The 15,640-nt window shown below is 69.9% G+C and carries 11 protein-coding genes; 5 read left to right on the forward strand and 6 right to left on the reverse strand.

Annotation, left to right across the window (positions count from 1 at the left end):
- Positions 1-71 precede the first annotated feature (71 nt).
- The 5 genes from NOO62_RS33120 (at position 72) to NOO62_RS33140 (ending at position 7,073) form a co-directional block, all read left to right on the forward strand.
- Positions 72-1,637: a glycoside hydrolase 43 family protein gene (locus NOO62_RS33120; RefSeq protein ID WP_268775895.1), complete on the forward strand. Its 1,566-nt coding sequence runs from the start codon at positions 72-74 to the stop codon at positions 1,635-1,637.
- Positions 1,638-1,639: 2 nt separating this feature from the next.
- Positions 1,640-2,989 (forward strand): ABC transporter substrate-binding protein, encoded by a 1,350-nt coding sequence (locus NOO62_RS33125; protein WP_268774474.1) that lies wholly within the window; start codon positions 1,640-1,642, stop codon positions 2,987-2,989.
- A gap of 334 nt (positions 2,990-3,323) precedes the next feature.
- On the forward strand, positions 3,324-4,520 hold the full coding sequence (locus NOO62_RS33130) for a glycoside hydrolase family 5 protein (protein WP_268774475.1): 1,197 nt from the start codon (positions 3,324-3,326) through the stop codon (positions 4,518-4,520).
- The gene (locus NOO62_RS33135) at positions 4,517-5,890 is read left to right on the forward strand and encodes a glycoside hydrolase family 6 protein (protein WP_268774476.1); all 1,374 of its coding nucleotides are present in this window, start codon (positions 4,517-4,519) and stop codon (positions 5,888-5,890) included. The genes NOO62_RS33130 and NOO62_RS33135 overlap by 4 nt, the downstream gene beginning before the upstream one ends.
- Before the next feature lie 160 nt (positions 5,891-6,050).
- A complete protein-coding gene (locus NOO62_RS33140) occupies positions 6,051-7,073 on the forward strand; it encodes a LacI family DNA-binding transcriptional regulator (RefSeq protein WP_268774477.1) in 1,023 nt (340 codons plus the stop codon).
- Positions 7,074-7,106: 33 nt separating this feature from the next.
- Here NOO62_RS33140 and NOO62_RS33145 read toward each other — a convergent pair whose 3' ends face one another.
- From NOO62_RS33145 to NOO62_RS33170, 6 genes are all read right to left on the reverse strand, one after another.
- Positions 7,107-8,855: a chitinase gene (locus NOO62_RS33145; RefSeq protein ID WP_268774478.1), complete on the reverse strand. Its 1,749-nt coding sequence runs from the start codon at positions 8,853-8,855 to the stop codon at positions 7,107-7,109.
- Between the two features lie 154 nt (positions 8,856-9,009).
- The gene (locus NOO62_RS33150; protein ID WP_268774479.1) at positions 9,010-9,735 is read right to left on the reverse strand and encodes a glycoside hydrolase family 12 protein; all 726 of its coding nucleotides are present in this window, start codon (positions 9,733-9,735) and stop codon (positions 9,010-9,012) included.
- A gap of 5 nt (positions 9,736-9,740) precedes the next feature.
- Positions 9,741-11,768 (reverse strand): beta-galactosidase, encoded by a 2,028-nt coding sequence (locus NOO62_RS33155; protein ID WP_268775896.1) that lies wholly within the window; start codon positions 11,766-11,768, stop codon positions 9,741-9,743.
- 11 nt (positions 11,769-11,779) lie between these two features.
- Positions 11,780-12,715: a carbohydrate ABC transporter permease gene (locus NOO62_RS33160; RefSeq protein WP_268774480.1), complete on the reverse strand. Its 936-nt coding sequence runs from the start codon at positions 12,713-12,715 to the stop codon at positions 11,780-11,782.
- A complete protein-coding gene (locus NOO62_RS33165) occupies positions 12,712-13,746 on the reverse strand; it encodes an ABC transporter permease (protein ID WP_414931029.1) in 1,035 nt (344 codons plus the stop codon). The genes NOO62_RS33160 and NOO62_RS33165 overlap by 4 nt, the downstream gene beginning before the upstream one ends.
- A 1-nt stretch (position 13,747) precedes the next feature.
- Complete coding sequence (locus NOO62_RS33170) at positions 13,748-15,424, reverse strand: extracellular solute-binding protein (RefSeq protein ID WP_268774482.1); 1,677 nt, start codon at positions 15,422-15,424, stop codon at positions 13,748-13,750.
- Positions 15,425-15,640 lie beyond the last annotated feature (216 nt).

Genomic DNA, 15,640 nt, shown 5'->3' on the forward strand with positions numbered 1-15,640 from the left:
TGACGGCGTCCGGGAGGGCGGGTGACGGGGACGGTGTGAGCGCGTTCGGCAGTGCGGGTGACGGTGACGGTGTGAGCGCGTCCGGCGGGGCGGGTGGTGGCGGCACGTACCGCAATCCCGTTCTCGGGGCCGACTGGTCCGACCCCGACGTGCTGCGGGACGGGGACGACTTCTATCTCACGGCCTCCAGCTTCGGCCGCGTCCCGGGGCTGCCCCTGCTGCACTCCCGCGACCTGGTCGACTGGACGCTGATCGGGCATGCCGTCGAACGCCTCGAACCCGCGGACGCCTTCGCCGTGCCCCGGCACGACTGCGGCGTCTGGGCGCCGTCGCTGCGCCGCCACGGCGGACGGTTCTGGATCTTCTGGGGCGACCCCGACCACGGGATCTTCCAGGTCAACGCGGCGGAGATCCGAGGGCCCTGGACGCGGCCGCACCTCGTCAAGCCCGGCAAGGGCTACATCGACGCGTGCCCCCTGTGGGACGAGGAGTCCGGCCACGCCTACCTCGTGCACGCCTGGGCCAAGTCGCGGTCCGGCGTGAAGAACCGCATCACGGGCCATCGGATGAGCACCGACGGACGTGAACTCCTCGACGAGGGCGCCGTGTTGATCGACGGCGATCTGATCCCCGGCTGGTTCACCGTCGAAGGCCCCAAGATCTACCGGCACGACGGGTGGTTCTGGATCCTGGCGCCCGCGGGGGGAGTGGAGACCGGGTGGCAGGGGGCCTTCCGTTCCCGTACGTTCCACGGGCCGTACGAGGAACGCGTCGTGCTCCAGCAGGGCGGCACCGACGTCAACGGTCCCCACCAGGGCGGATGGGTGCGCACCGCGCGTGGCGAGGACTGGTTCCTGCACTTCCAGCAGCGCGGCCCCTACGGGCGCGTCGTCCACCTCCAGCCGATGCGCTGGGACACCGAAGGATGGCCGGTGCTCGGCGACGACGGCGCCCCCGTCCTCGTACACCGCAAGCCGGACCTGCCGGAGCAGTCTGCCGCCGTACCCGTCACCGAAGACGCCTTCCCCGGCGGGCGGTACGGGCGTCAGTGGCAGTGGACCGCCAACCCGCAGCCCGGCTGGGCCACGACGCACTCCGGAGATGGCCTGCACCTGGCGTGCGTCCGCAGCGTGCAGGCCCCCGACCTGCGCACGCTGCCGCACGTCCTCACTCAGCGCCTGCCGCTCCGCCCGTGCGTCGCGGAGGTCGACCTGAGCCTCGCCGCGGACGCGCCGGGCGCGCGGGCCGGGTTCGCGGTGCTCGGCGACGCGTACTCCTGGATCGGCCTGGAGCGGGACGCCGACGGTACGGCCCGGCTCGTGCACCGGTTCGCCGAGCGGGGCGGCCGGGAACGCGACGCCGAACACCCGCGTCCGGCACCGGACGGCACGGCCCGGCTCCGCATCGAGGTCGGCGACGGCGCGCGTTGCCGCTTCTCCGCCGATGCCGATGCCGCTGCCGATGCCGATGCGGGCGACGGACGCGGCTTCCGGGGCTCGGGGCCCGTCTTCGCCGCGACTCCGTGGAACTGGGTCGGCGCGCTGTTCGGGCTCTTCGCGGCGGCGCCGACCGGCACGGGTCCTGCCGGTGCCGCCCTGTTCACGCACTTCCGGATCACTACACAAGGAGAGAGCTGACGATGAACAAGAGAACGGGAACGAGGACGGGAACGGGAACGAGCACGTCCGCCCTCGCGCTGGCCGCGGTCCTCACGCTGACCGCCACCGCCTGCGGCGACGACGGCCAAGGCGCGGCCGGGGACAAGGGCGGCGAGGGTTCGGGCAAGGGCGAGATCACCTTCTGGGACAACAACACCGCCGTCCGGCACGACATCTGGAAGAAGATCATCGGGGACTTCGAGAAGGCCAACCCCGACATCAAGGTCAAGTACGTCGGCGTGCCCGCGGAGAGTGTGCAGTCCAAGTACGACACCGCCATCCAGGGCGGCGGGCTGCCCGACGTCGGGGGTGTCGGCGCGGCCATGCTCGCCGGGATCGCCGCGCAGGGCGCCCTGGAGCCGCTGGACGAACGCCTCGACGGCAGTGCGCTGGACGACGAGCTGAACACGGGGATGGTCGACAGCGTGCGGGCGGCCGGTGGCGGCAGCCGCCTGTACACGGTGCCGACCTCCGCCAGCAACGGCGTCCTCTACTACCGCACCGACCTCTTCGAGGCGGCCGGCCTCGACGCGCCCACCACCTGGTCCAAGTTCTACGAGGCGGCGGACCGGCTCACCGACCAGAAGGCCAACCGCTTCGGCTACACCATCCGCGGCGGCGAGGGCTCCATCGCGCAGGCACTCGACGCGATGTACGGCCAGTCGGGCATCGGCTCGTTCTGGGACGGCGACCGGACCACCGTCAACCACCCGAAGAACGTCGCCGCGTTGAAGAAGTACGCCGCCCTCTACAAGAAGGCGACGCCCTCCGCCGACCTCAACAACGACTTCACGAAGATGAACGCCCAATGGGACAACGGGCGGATCGGCATGCTCAGCCACAACCTCGGGTCCTACGCCGACCACGTGAAGGCTCTCGGCGAGGACAAGTTCCGCGGCCTGCCGAACCCGACGACCGACGCGGGTGTCCGCGTCCAGGTGTCCAACCCGGTCGACGGGCTCGGCCTGTTCAGGTCGAGCAAGAACAAGAAGGCCGCTTGGAAGTTCATCGAGTTCGCGGCCTCGCACGCCTCCAACAGCAAATGGAACGAGTCGGCGGGTGCCATACCCGCCAACACGCGTGCCGCGAAGGACCCGTGGGTGAAGAAGGCCGAGCCGACCGAGCTGGCGGCCGCGGCATTGAACAGCGGCTCCACGAAGATCGTACAGCTGCCCTACTATCTGCCCGACTGGAACACCATCAGCAAGGCGGAGAATGAGCCGGATTTCCAGAAAGTGCTGCTCGGCAAGGCGTCGGCGGAGGACTTCCTCGACAATCTCGCCGAGCAGCTCAACGAGGCGCAGGCCGAGTGGCAGAAGCAGAACCGCTGACGCCTGGTAGGCGACACCGTCTTGTCGAGCGTGGCCCTTCTCGGGGAGTGAATTCCCGAAACTATCCGGTGGGGAAAAACAGTGGGAGCGCTCCCAAGGTCAAGGCATTGCGAGAACATGTCAATAGGGTCGGCGCGTATCGGAGTGTCGAATTCATTCGACGCGGGATCCGTCGAATGAATTCGACGGGTGAATCTCCGGAGAAGGCGCGAACCCATCTGGTCCCAGCGGCAACTCCTTGATAGCTTTCGCCTTCAACAGTGGGAGCGATTCCGTCAGTTGATCTCGGGATCGGCCGTGTGCCGGTCTCGCGCTGATCTCGAAGGAGTCGCTCATGCGGCACCCCCCACGTCTGTCACGCATGCTCGCCGTGCTGACCGGCGTCCTGCTGGCGGCGGGCGGTCTCACCGCGTCGCCCGCCCTGTCCGCCCCATCCGATCCGTCTGCCCCGTCCGTCCTGTCCGCTCCGTCCGCGGCCGAGTCCGCCGCGGCCGCCGCCCCACCGGTCCTGCGCGCCAAGGGCAACAAGCTCGTCGACGCGCGGGGTGCCACCCGGCGCCTCCTCGGCGTCAACCGCTCCGGCGGCGAGTTCGCCTGCGTCCAGGGCTGGGGCATCTTCGACGGCCCCGTCGACGACGCCGCCGTCCGCGCCATCGCGGACTGGAAGGCCAACACCGTACGCATCCCCCTCAACGAGGAGTGCTGGCTCGGCACCGCCAACATCGACCCGAAGTACGCCGGAGCCAACTACCGCACCGCCATCGACCAGTTGGTACAGCGCGTCCAGAACCACGGCATGACGCCGGTCCTCGAACTGCACTGGTCCCACGGCCAGTACACCGGCAACTCCGCGGGCTGCGCCGACGTCCACGCCAGCTGTCAGAAGCCGATGCCGAACGCCCGGTACTCACCGGCGTTCTGGACCTCGGTGGCCACCGCGTACAGGAGCAACCCCGAGGTCGCCTTCGACCTCTTCAACGAGCCCTACCCGGACCGGGCGACGCCCACCACCGACCAGGCCTGGACCTGCTGGCGGGACGGCGGCACCTGCCCCGGCATCGGCTACGAGGTCGCCGGCATGCAGGACCTCCTGGACGCGGTGCGCGCGACCGGCGCGAAGAACCTCGTCCTCGCGGCCGGCATCGCGTACTCGAACGACCTCAGCGGCTGGCTGCGGCACGCACCCCGCGACCCTGCGGCCAATCTCGCCGCGGCCTGGCACGTCTACAACTTCAACACGTGCTCCAACGAGGACTGCTGGAACCGCACCCTCGCCTCCGTCGCCGCCGCCGTCCCGCTCGTCGCGGGCGAGATCGGCGAGAACACCTGCGCCCACGGGTTCATCGACCGCGTCATGAAGTGGTTCGACGACCGCGGGCTCTCGTACCTCGGCTGGACCTGGAACGCCTGGGACTGCTCGTCGGGTCCGGCCCTCATCAGCTCCTACGACGGCACCCCCACCCCGTTCGGCAGCGGGCTGCGCGACCATCTGCGCGCCCTCGGCACCCGAGAGGAAACCACCCCGTCATGAGCCGCAGCCACCACCGATCACGCACTCTCCTGCTCGCCCTCGCCACCACCCTCGCCGTGAGCGGCGGCACCGCCGTCGCGCTCACCGGCGACGACAGCACGGAAACCACCAGGAAAGCCGCCGCCGCAGCCCGCGTCGACAACCCCTACGCGGGCGCCAAGGTCTACGTGAACCCCGAGTGGAAGGCCAAGGCCGACGCCGAACCGGGCGGCAGCCGCATATCCGGCCAGCCGACAGGCGTCTGGCTCGACCGGATCGCCGCGATCCAGGGCACGGGCGGCAAGATGGGCCTGCGCGCCCACCTGGACGCGGCACTGCGCCAGGGCGCGGGCGTCATCCAGTTAGTGATCTACAACCTGCCCGGCCGGGACTGCGCGGCCCTCGCGTCCAACGGCGAGCTCGGCCCCACCGAGATCGACCGGTACAAGAGGGACTACATCGACCCCATCGCGCGGATCCTCGCCGACAGCAAGTACGCCAACCTCCGCGTCGTCACCACCGTCGAGATCGACTCGCTGCCCAACCTCGTCACCAACACCTCGGGACGCCCCACCGCGACCCCCGAGTGCGACGTGATGAAGGCCAACGGCAACTACGTGAAGGGCGTCGGCTACGCCCTCAACAAGCTCGGCGCCGTCCCCAACGTCTACAACTACGTGGACGCGGCCCACCACGGCTGGATCGGCTGGGACGACAACTTCGCCGCCTCCGCGCAGGTCTTCCGCCAGGCGGCGACCGCCGAGGGCAGCACGGTCGACAAGGTGCACGGCTTCATCACCAACACCGCCAACTACAGCGCCCTCAAGGAGGAGAATTTCAGGATCGGCGACTCGGTCAACGGCAGGTCGGTCCGCGAGTCCAAGTGGGTCGACTGGAACCGCTACACCGACGAGCTCTCCTTCGCCCAGGCCTTCCGCGACCAGCTGGTGTCCACCGGCTTCCGCTCCGACATCGGCATGCTCATCGACACCTCCCGCAACGGCTGGGGCGGCAGTGCACGCCCCGCTGGGCCGGGACCGACGAGCGACGTGGACTCCTACGTCAACGGCGGCCGCTACGACCGCCGCATCCACGTCGGCAACTGGTGCAACCAGGCGGGCGCGGGCCTCGGCGAACGCCCGAAGGCCGCACCCGCGGCCGGCATCGACGCCTACGTCTGGATCAAGCCGCCGGGGGAGTCTGACGGTGCCGGCCGCGAGATCCCGAACGACGAGGGCAAGGGCTTCGACCGCATGTGCGACCCGACGTACGACGGGAACGCACGCAACAACTACAGCAAGTCCGGCGCGCTGGCCGACGCGCCGCTCTCCGGGCACTGGTTCTCGGCGCAGTTCCAGGAGCTCATGAAGAACGCGCACCCGAAGCTGTAGGGCGCGCCGTGCACGGGTGAACCACCCCCGGGGCGGGCGGTCGAAGCGCTTCGACAGGTCTCTGGACAGGCCATGCCCGCCCCCTTAGGGTCGGTGGGTGGTCCGCATCGAAGCGGTTCACCGCCCGAGCCGCGCGCCGGAGGAGTCGGAGGAGCACCGCATGGTCACCCTAGCCGAGGTAGCCAGGCACGCCGGGGTCTCGGCCAGTACGGTCAGCTATGTGCTCAGCGGCAAACGCTCGATCTCCCTGGGCACCCGCGAACGCGTGGAGCGCTCCATCGAGGAGCTCGGTTACCACCCGAACGCGGGCGCCCGCGCGCTCGCCAGCGCCAAGTCCAACGTCATCGCGCTGATGATGCCGCTCCGCACCGACATGTACGTGCCGGTGATGATGGAGATCGCCCTCGCGGTCACGACCACGGCCCGGACGTACGGGTACGACGTGCTGCTCCTGACCGGCGCGGAGGGGCCTGCCGCTGTCCGCCGCGTCAACGGCAGCGGCATCGCCGACGCGATGATCCTCATGGACGTCGAACTCGACGACGAGCGACTGCCGTTGCTGCGTGCGGGGGACCGGCCGGCCGTCCTGATCGGCCTGCCCGCCGACACCGAGGGGCTGGCGTGCGTGGACCTCGACTTCGCGGCGACGGGCGCCCTGTGCGCGGAGCATCTGGCAGGGATCGGGCACCGGGACGTCGCCGTCATCGGCGAGGCGCCCGCCGTGTACGAGCGGCACACCGGCTTCGCCGAACGTACGCTGGACGGACTCCGTTCGCGTGCGGGCGAGTTGGGGCTGCGCCTGCTGCACCGCCCCAGCGACGGTGGCTACGACGCGATGGCCATGACCCTGGCCCGCGTCTTCGACGAACGGCCGGGCACGACCGGCTTCGTCGTGCAGAACGAGTCGGCCGTCGAGCCGCTGCTCGCGCTGTTGCGCCAGCAGGGCCGTGCGGTTCCCGAGGACGTCTCGGTGGTGGCGATCTGCCCGGACCAGGTCGCCGTCGGCGCGTCCGTGCGGCTCACCTCGGTCTCCATCCCGGCGCAGGAGATGGGGCGCCGCGCGGTGGAGCGGATCGTCGCGAAGCTGGCGGCGCGCGGCACGGACGGCGTCGAACTCCTCGCCCCCGCACTGACGGTGAGGGCGAGCACGGGGCCTGCCCCGCACTCGCCCCCGAACCGGTGACCGCCGGACCACCGGTCGCTTCCGGCACAGGCCCTAAGGCAGGCTGTGCACCTTCGGGCCGACCGCGTTCGACCACGCGTTGCCCGCCGTCGCGTCCCAGTTCGTCGACCACGTCATGGCGCCGCGCAGCCCCGGGTACGTCTTCGACGGCTTGAACGAGCCGCAGCCGGTGCCGCGGGTGAGGCAGTCCAGGGCGTTGTTCACGATGGCCGGGGAGACGTAGCCGCTGCCCGCGCCGCGCGGGGACGCCGGGACGCCGATCCCGACCTGCGAGGCGTCGAGGCCGCCCTCCAGCTGGATGCAGGCGAGCGCGGTCAGGAAGTCCACGCTGCCCTGGCTGTAGACCTTGCCGTCGCAGCCGAGCATCGAACCGCTGTTGTAGTACTGCATGTTGACGACGGTGAGGATGTCCTTCACGTTCAGCGCCGTCTGGAAGTAGCCGCCGGACGTGGACTGCATGTCGATGGTCTGCGGCGCCATCGTCAGGACCATCTTCGGGCCCGCCTTCGCCGCGAGCTGGCGCAGCGCCTTCGTCATGTAGGTCGGGTTGAGGCCGTTCTCCAGGTCGATGTCGACGCCGCTGAAGCCGTACTCCTGCATCAGCGCGTACGCGCTGTTGGCAAAGGCCGTGGCGGAGGCGTCGCTGTTGACGGAGATGGTGCCCTTCTCGCCGCCGACCGAGAGGATCACGGACTTGCCCGCGGCCTTCTTCGCGGCGATGTCCGCCTTGAAGTCGGCGGTGGAGGAGTAGCCGACGGCCGGGTCCAGGTTGAAGGTGATCTGGCCCGGTGTGGTGGTGGCGTCGGCGAAGGAGACGGCGATGATGTCGTACTCCGACGACACGTCGCGCAGCTTCTGCACGGTCGCGCCGTTGTTGAAGTTCTGCCAGTAGCCGGTCACCGCGTGCTTGGGGACCGTGCCGCCGTCCCCGCCGCCGCCCTTGCCGGTCCGTGCGGTGATCGCCGTCGACTTCGCGGACTCACCGGCCGCGTTCGACGCGCTGACCTGGAAGCTGTACGTGGTCTCCGGGGTGAGGCCGGTGACGGTCGTCGAGGCGCCGCTGACCGAGGCGACCTTCGTGCCGTCGCGGTAGACGGTGTAGCCGGTGGCCGTGGAGGCGGGGGACCAGGACAGGTCGACCGACGTGGATGTCGTCGTGCCCGCCGCGAGGCCGGACGGTACGGCGGGTATCTCGACCGGGTCGGTGCCGCCGCCCCCGTCGGGGCCGAACACGTTCACGTCGTCGACGTGGTACGCGCTCTGCCCGTACCAGCCGTGCGTGTACACCGTGACCGACGTGGTGTTGGCGCCGGTGGTGAAGCTGGTGGAGAGCTGCTGCCAGGACGAGGTGCCCGGCGTCCACGTCGACACGTCGGTGGTGCCCGTGCCGCGGGCACCCAGGTAGGCGTAGCCGCCCTGCACCCAACTGCTGAGCTTGTACGTCGAGTTGGGCTTCACCTTGACGAGCTGGGAACACTCGGCGTGGTTCTGGCCCGACGGGGTGGCCTTCAGCGCCTTGGTGCCGCCGCGCACGGGGGACGTGACGGCGGCACCGCTGTTCGCGGCGCAGGTCCAGTTGCTCAGGTCCGACTCGAACCCGGCGTTCTTGGCGACGTTGACGTCCGCCTGGACATCGGCCGCCGCGGCGCCGGCCCGTGTGGCGTCCGCCGACTGCGCGGGCGCGGCGAGCGCGGTGACGGCGAGTGCGCTCGCCGCACCGACGGCGATCACCGCGCCGAGTCTCCGGCGAAAGCCGGGTCTGCCCTGACGTACACGGTCCACGGAGTGCCTCCAGGAAGGAGTGAGGAGCGGATGTGAACGACGGTGGCCACCGCTGCTGTGCGCATCGTTGGTCCAGACCAATCAGGTTGTCAAGACGTCCGGAGCGGTGAACCTGCCGCCGATCACCCCATGGAGCGCGCTCGGAAGGCGGTGCTCAGCGCGCTCCGAAGGCCGTGCTCAGCGCGTTCGTCCTGAAGTCGAGGCCGCCCGCCGCGCCGCTGATCTCGTAGCCGAACTGCACGTCACCGATGGTCTCGTTGCCCATCCAGCCCTTGGTGTTCTTGATCCACTTGAGGATGGGCAGGATGTCGACCGTCCCGGTGGACGAGTCGGACGTGCGCAGGAACGAGAAGACCTCGTTGTTGCCGTTGCTGCCCTTGTAGACGTCCCAGGTGTGGCCGCCGAGCCTGGCGGTCCCTTGCGGGGTGCCGAGCGGGCCGACGTTGCCGTGCCGGTTGACCCACAGCATGATCTCGTAGTCGTAATCGGTGTCCCAGATGTCGTACGAGGTGTTGTAGTCGCCCGCCGAAGGCACAGTGACCTTGTACGAACTCTTCAGCGAAGCCAGCGAGTCGACCGGCTTCCCGACCACCTTCTTGGCGTTGGGGTAGGACTTGATGCCGCTGGTGTTCGGGTGGTCCGCGCGCACGCTCCACTTGGTGCCCGAGTCGGCGGTGAGGCACTGGCGGCCTGCGCCGGAGCCCCAGATGTTGTTGTAGAGGGTGTAGCCGTCCAGGCTGGTGTTGCCCCATTGGTCGCAGGTCGACCAGACGGCGGCCTGGGCGGGGGCGGACGTCAGTCCGAGGGCCACGCCCGCGGCCACGGTGGGGGTCAACAGCAGGCGGGTCAGGGTGGTGCGGTGGGGGTGTCGTCGTCCCATGGTTCTCACTCCAGGGGTGGGGGTTGGTGACCGCGGACTCGGAGGGAGCCCGCGGGGTGTGCGTCCTCGCGGAGTACGGCCACCGCGTACCGGCCGAGGGCGATCGCGCCGTCGACTGTCTCGCCGGTGAGCAGGTCGTGGTGCCGGCCCGGGAGCGGGACGGTCACCTCGTCGCGGCCGTGGTGCAGGAGGAAGAGCAGACCGCCGCGGCGTACGGCCTCGACCCCGCGGGGGAGGTCAGCGGGCGGAGGCCGTACGCCCGCTTCGGTGGCGGCACGTCGGAGCAGGTCGCGCAGGGCGTCGGGTTCGGGGAGCGTGGACACGTACCAGGCGCGGCCGCGGCGCAGTACGGCCGGAAGCCCGTCGAGCTCGCCGCCCCGGTAGGCCGCGACCGTCACCGCCTCGTCGTCGGCCGCCAGCTCCTCCGACCAGAGCGTGCCGGTGAACCCGTCGCAGTCCACGCGCTCGTCGGCGTCCAGCGGCCACCACTCGTGCAGGGTGCGGATGCCGAACAGGGCGCGCAGCCGTGCGTCGATACCGCCTGGCCGCACCCGGTCGTCGCCGTCGGCCACGCCGGTGAAGAAGCCGCACACGACGGTGCCTCCTGCCCGTACGCAGGCGGTCAGGTTCTCGATCGCGGTGTCGGTGAGGGCGTAGAGGTGCGGTACGACGACCATGCGGTACGCCGACAGGTCGTGCGCCGGGTGGGCGAAGTCGGCCGGGAGGTTCGCCTCCCACAGGGCGCGGTGCCAGGCGCGCAGGAGCTCCGCGTGGTCGAGCAGGGAGGAGGGGCGCCCTTCCTGCTGCCCCGCCCACCACGACTCCCAGTCGTGCAGGACCGCTATCTCGGCGGGCACCGGGGCGCCCGCGACCTCGGGGCCGACCGCGGCGAGCTCCGCGCCGAGCTGCCGGACCTCCCGGAAGGTGCGGCCGTCCTCGCCCGCGTGGCTCAGCATTCCCGAGTGGAACTTCTCCGCGCCCTGCCGTGACTGCCGCCACTGGAAGTAGCAGACGGCGTCGGCGCCGCGGGCCACGGCCTGCCAGGTCCAGAGGCGGTTCAGCCCGGCGGGCTTGGGGTGGTTCACGCCCCGCCAGTTGACCGGCTCCGCCGCCTGTTCCATCAGCATCCACGGGTCACCGCCCGCCTGGGAGCGCGTCAGGTCCTGGACCAGCGCCGCGTACTGGCCCGCCCCCGCGTCCTTCGGGTCGGGATACAGGTCGACCGAGACCACGTCCTCCTGCGCCGCCCACTTCCACCCGTCCTGCCCCTGCCACAGCGGCATGAAGTTGGTGGTCACCGGGAGGTGCGGGGTGTGGGCGCGGACGATGTCGTGCTCGGCGAGGTAGCACTCCATGAGCGCGTCGGACGTGAAGCGCTTGAAGTCGAGTACCTGGGCGGGGTTCTTCGTGTAGTGCGTGCGGCGGGGCGGCAGGACTCCTTCCCAGGTGTCGTACACCTGGCCCCAGAAGTCCGCCCCCCAGGCCGAGTTGAGGGTGCTCAGGTCTCCGTACCGCTCCCGCAGCCAGCGGCGGAACGCGTTCGTCGCCTCGTCGCCGTAGTCGTAGGTGCAGTACTCGTTGTTGATGTGCCACATGGTGAGTGCGGGGTGGTGCGCGTACCGGGCCGCCAGGTCCTCGGTGATGGCGGCCGCACAGCGGCGGTAGACGGCGCTCGAGTGCGCGAAGTGCTGGCGCGACCCCCAGTGCTCGACGTGTCCGTCCTCGTCCCGCGGCAGCGTCTCGGGGTGCAGCCTGCCCAGCCAGGGCGGGGGTGAGGAGGTCGGAGTGGCGAGGACGACGCCGATGCCGTGCTCGTGCATCAGGTCCATCACGCGGTCGAGCCAGCCGAACTCACGCGCTCCGCGCCGTGGTTCGAGCTTGGCCCACGAGAACACGCCGAGTGTGACGGTGGTGACGCGGGCCTGCTTCATGAGGCGCACGTCGTCGTGCCAGACCTCCTCGGGCCACTGCTCGGGGTTGTAGTCGCCGCCGAAGAGCACGCGGCCGCGGGTGACGTCCTGGAGGGAAGGCATCGGCGGGTTCGTCATCCCTTCACCGCGCCGGTGAGCATGCCCTGCTTGAAGTGCCGCTGCACGAAAGGCGCGAGGACGGCCACCGGGATGAGCGCGAGGACCATCACGGCCATCTGGACGGCGAGCGGCGACAGGTGGCCCGTGGTGATCGCCTGGCTGAGGCCGGTCGGCTTCTGCTGCTTCAGGACCAGCTGCTGCATGACGTTCTGCAGCGGCAGCATCTCCGGGTCGCTGAGGTAGATCGAGGCGTTGAACCAGGCGCTCCAGTAGCCCACCGCGTAGAAGAGGGTGATCACGGCGAGCACCGCGCGCGAGAGCGGCATCACGATCCGCCACAGGATGCGCAGGTCCCCGGCCCCGTCGATGCGGGCACTCTCGACCAGCTCCTGCGCCGTCCCCATGAAGAACGCCCGCAGGACGAGGATGTTGAAGACGTTCACGGCGCTCGGCAGGATCAGGGCGAGATACGTGTCGGTCAGGCCGATGCCCTGCACCACCAGGTACGTGGGGATCAGTCCGGCGCCGAAGAACATCGTGGCGACGATGACCAGCAGGATCGGGCGGTGCAGCACGGACCCGGGCCGCGACAGGCCGTACGCGCACAGCACCGACACGACCATGCTGAACAGCGTCCCGAAGACCGTGACGCCCACGCTGACCAGCGCGGCCCGTGACACCTGACCGCCGCTGAGCAGCTCCTGGTAGTGGAGGAACGTGACACCGCGGGGGACCACCACGAGACCGCCCGCATCGGTGATCGTCCGCACCGAGGAGAGGCTGGTGACGACGACCACCCATACCGGGAAGAGCACGGCCAGACAGACCAGCGTCAGCGTCACGCCCTTGGCGGCGAGCCCCGCCCTGGTCGGCGGCTCCTCCCACACCGGGCGCAGACCGGACCGGCTGCCTGGCTTGATGCCGAAGTTCAGCACGTTCAGGGCACTCACCGCTTGTACACCCCCTGCTCGCCCATCAGGTGGGCGGCCTTGTTGGCGCCGAGCACGAGCAGGAGGCCGAAGACACCCTTCACGATGCCGATCGCCGCGCCGTAGCCGAAGTTGCCGTTGTCCAGGCCGGTGTTCCACACGTACGTGTCGAGCACCTCGGAGGCGGCCGCCCCCACCGCTGCCCGCTGGAGGAGGATCTGCTCGAAGCCGACCGTGAGCGCGTTGCCCACCTGGAGGACGAGGAGCAGGGCCACGACCGGTCGCAGCGCGGGAAGTTGGATGTGCCACATGCGGCGCCGGCGGTTCGCGCCGTCCATCGCAGCGGCCTCGTACAGGTCGGGGCTGACGGCGGCGAGCGCGGCGAGGAAGACGATGACGCCCCAGCCCGCGTCCTTCCAGATCATCTCGAAGGTGAGCAGGAACTTGAACAGGCCCGGGTCGGTCATCAGATCGAAGCCCTCGTGCCCGCGCTCCCGCAGCACCTGCGCGACCAGGCCCGCCCCGCCGAACATCTGCTGAAAGACGGTGATGACGAGCACCCAGGAGAAGAAGTGCGGCAGGTACAGGATCGCCTGCGCCACGGCCCGCACGCGCGGCCGCACGAAGCTGTTCACGAACAGCGCGAGCGCGATCGGCACCGGGAAGAACAGGGCCAGCTGGATCGCGAAGATCGCCAGGGTGTTCCTGACCGCCTGCCAGAACAGCCGGTCGTCCAGCATGTGCCGGAAGTGCTCGAAGCCGATCCACGGGCTCTGCGACATCGCCCGGAACGCGTTGTCCGCGATGTACGGGTCGTAGTCCTGGAAGGCGACGATGTTGCCGAACAGGGGAACGTAGTTGAAGACGAGGAGCAGGAGCAGCGCGGGCAGCACCATGAGGAGGAGCACGCGGTCGCGGCGCAGCCGGTGACGGAGCGGGACGCGTGCCGCGTCGGCCTTGCGCGGCGCCGGCGTGCGCGGCGGGGGTGGTGCCGGGGCCGCCGTGACGTCCGGGCGGGCGGGGTGCGTGTCCGTCGTGCCGTGCGCCGCCATGTCAGGACGCCGCATCGCCGGACGTGTCGAGCAGCTTCTTGTACCAGTCGCGCAGCTTGTCGCCGCCGCCCGACCGCCAGTCCGCCACCGCGCGCCGCACGTCGGAGACCTTCTTGCGGCCCCGTACGACGTCCTTCTCCAGGTCCTCGAATTCGGCGTTCAGCTCGGTGTACCGGTTCGGCTCGATGATCATCATGCCGTGGAACAGCGGCTTCTTCGTATGCGCGCCCTGGCGCTGCTGCCACCCGACCATGCCCTTCGTGACGTCGGGCAGATCGGCGTAGGCCACGAAGGGCGCGGGCGACGCGAGGTACTCGTACGTCGAGAAGACCTCGTTGTTGCCCTTGCCGTTCTTGGTGAGGACACCGTCCTCGATGGTGTGGTGGACGCCTTCGACGCCGTACATGCGGAGGCGCTGTTCCTTCGAACCGTAGGGCGCGGCCGTGAAGTTGGCGAGGGCGAGGATGTCGCGGACCGTCTTCTCCTCGGCCTTCTCGCTGATGAACGTCCAGATGTCGGCGGGCGGGCGCGCGAACAGGGAGGGAGCTCCGCCGCCGGGGGCGAAGTAGTCGAACGCCTCCATGCGGAACTTCTTGTCGTCGACGCGCTGCACGGCCGCCTTGCCGTACCAGTCGGACAGGTCCTGGCAGTACATCCACACCTTGCCGGCCGCGCACAGGTCGCCGATGCTGCCGGTCTCGGCCTTCGCGTCGGGGTGCACGAAGCCCGCCGCGTAGAGCTTGCGCGACCACTCAAGGGCTTCGAGGTACTCGTCGGTCTCGTAGCGGTTGACGAGCTTGCCGCCGACGAGCTTCCAGTAGTACGGCTTCTCGGGCAGCACCCCGAAGATGTTCCAGGCCGCCCACGTCATGTCGCCGCACGCCCACACCCTGCTCCGCGGGGCGTTGAGTTCCTTGCACAGGTCGTAGAACTCCTGGGCGCTCGCAGGCGCTTCGAGTCCCTCCTTCTCGAAGAGGTCGGTGCGGTAGAAGGGGGCGATGTTGACGGTGGTGGCGGAGGGCATCGGCAGGCCGCGGAGCTTGCCGCCGAAGACGGAACGCTGCCAGGCGCCGGTCGGGATCGCCGCGAGGTTCGGGTACTCCTTGACCTTGTCGCCGCTCAGGTAGGGCCCGAGGTCGGCGAACTTGTGGGCGACGGCGCTCGGAATCTTGCCGGTCAGCTCCCAGCCGGGCACGACGACGGCGTCCGGTACGCGGCTCGACGCGAGGACGGCGCCCAGCTTCTGGCCGTACGTGTCGCCCTGCTGGTTCTGCCACGTGACGTGCACACCGGCGGCCTTGTCCATGGCCGTCCAGTACGGGTTGCCCCGCTTGGGGACGTTGCCCCAGATGGGGGCCATGACGGTGAACCGGCCGCCCTTGCCGAGCCGCTCCGGCACCGACACCTTCAGCCGGTCCGCGGGCAGCGCCTTGGTGTAACCCGCCGCCGAACCGTTCCCGGCCGGGATGTCCGGCGTGCCGACGTCCGACGCGACGTACGCGGGCAGCAGGTCCTTGAGCTTCTTCCCGGTCGTGGTGCCCTCGTTGTGCGAACCGCTGCCTCCGCACGCCGTCAGCAGCGGGGCGCCGCCCGCCATGGCCAGCGCGGCGAGACCCGACGAGGCGAGGAAACCTCTGCGGCTCGGACCGGGCCTGGGGGAGAGGGAGTTCGGCGTCATTGCGTCAACCCTTCGTGGGACGCGGATGGTCGAAGCAATTCGAAGCGCTTCGATGCCGAGCGAGAGTAAATGAAGGCACGGTCGGGGGACAAGGCTGCGGACGCGAATCGCTGTGCAGAGTGCGGGTGTTGCGGCCCCCGTCGGCCGACTGGTGGCCGCTGCTGCGTGGCGCCCCTCACCTTGACATGGACGCCATCGAAGCCCCAGCATCGAAGC

It is taken from the genome of Streptomyces sp. Je 1-369 (assembly GCF_026810505.1).
In the GTDB taxonomy this organism is placed as follows: domain Bacteria; phylum Actinomycetota; class Actinomycetes; order Streptomycetales; family Streptomycetaceae; genus Streptomyces.

Excerpts from the sequence above, each read along its gene's own strand:
- NOO62_RS33125 (WP_268774474.1), top strand. The coding sequence starts at position 1,640 with ATGAACAAGAGAACGGGAACGAGGACGGGAACGGGAACGAGCACGTCC.
- NOO62_RS33130 (WP_268774475.1), top strand. The coding sequence starts at position 3,324 with ATGCGGCACCCCCCACGTCTGTCACGCATGCTCGCCGTGCTGACCGGC.
- NOO62_RS33135 (WP_268774476.1), top strand. The coding sequence starts at position 4,517 with ATGAGCCGCAGCCACCACCGATCACGCACTCTCCTGCTCGCCCTCGCC.
- NOO62_RS33140 (WP_268774477.1), top strand. The coding sequence starts at position 6,051 with ATGGTCACCCTAGCCGAGGTAGCCAGGCACGCCGGGGTCTCGGCCAGT.
- NOO62_RS33150 (WP_268774479.1), bottom strand. The coding sequence starts at position 9,735 with ATGGGACGACGACACCCCCACCGCACCACCCTGACCCGCCTGCTGTTG.
- NOO62_RS33155 (WP_268775896.1), bottom strand. The coding sequence starts at position 11,768 with ATGCCTTCCCTCCAGGACGTCACCCGCGGCCGCGTGCTCTTCGGCGGC.
- NOO62_RS33165 (WP_414931029.1), bottom strand. The coding sequence starts at position 13,746 with ATGGCGGCGCACGGCACGACGGACACGCACCCCGCCCGCCCGGACGTC.
- NOO62_RS33170 (WP_268774482.1), bottom strand. The coding sequence starts at position 15,424 with ATGACGCCGAACTCCCTCTCCCCCAGGCCCGGTCCGAGCCGCAGAGGT.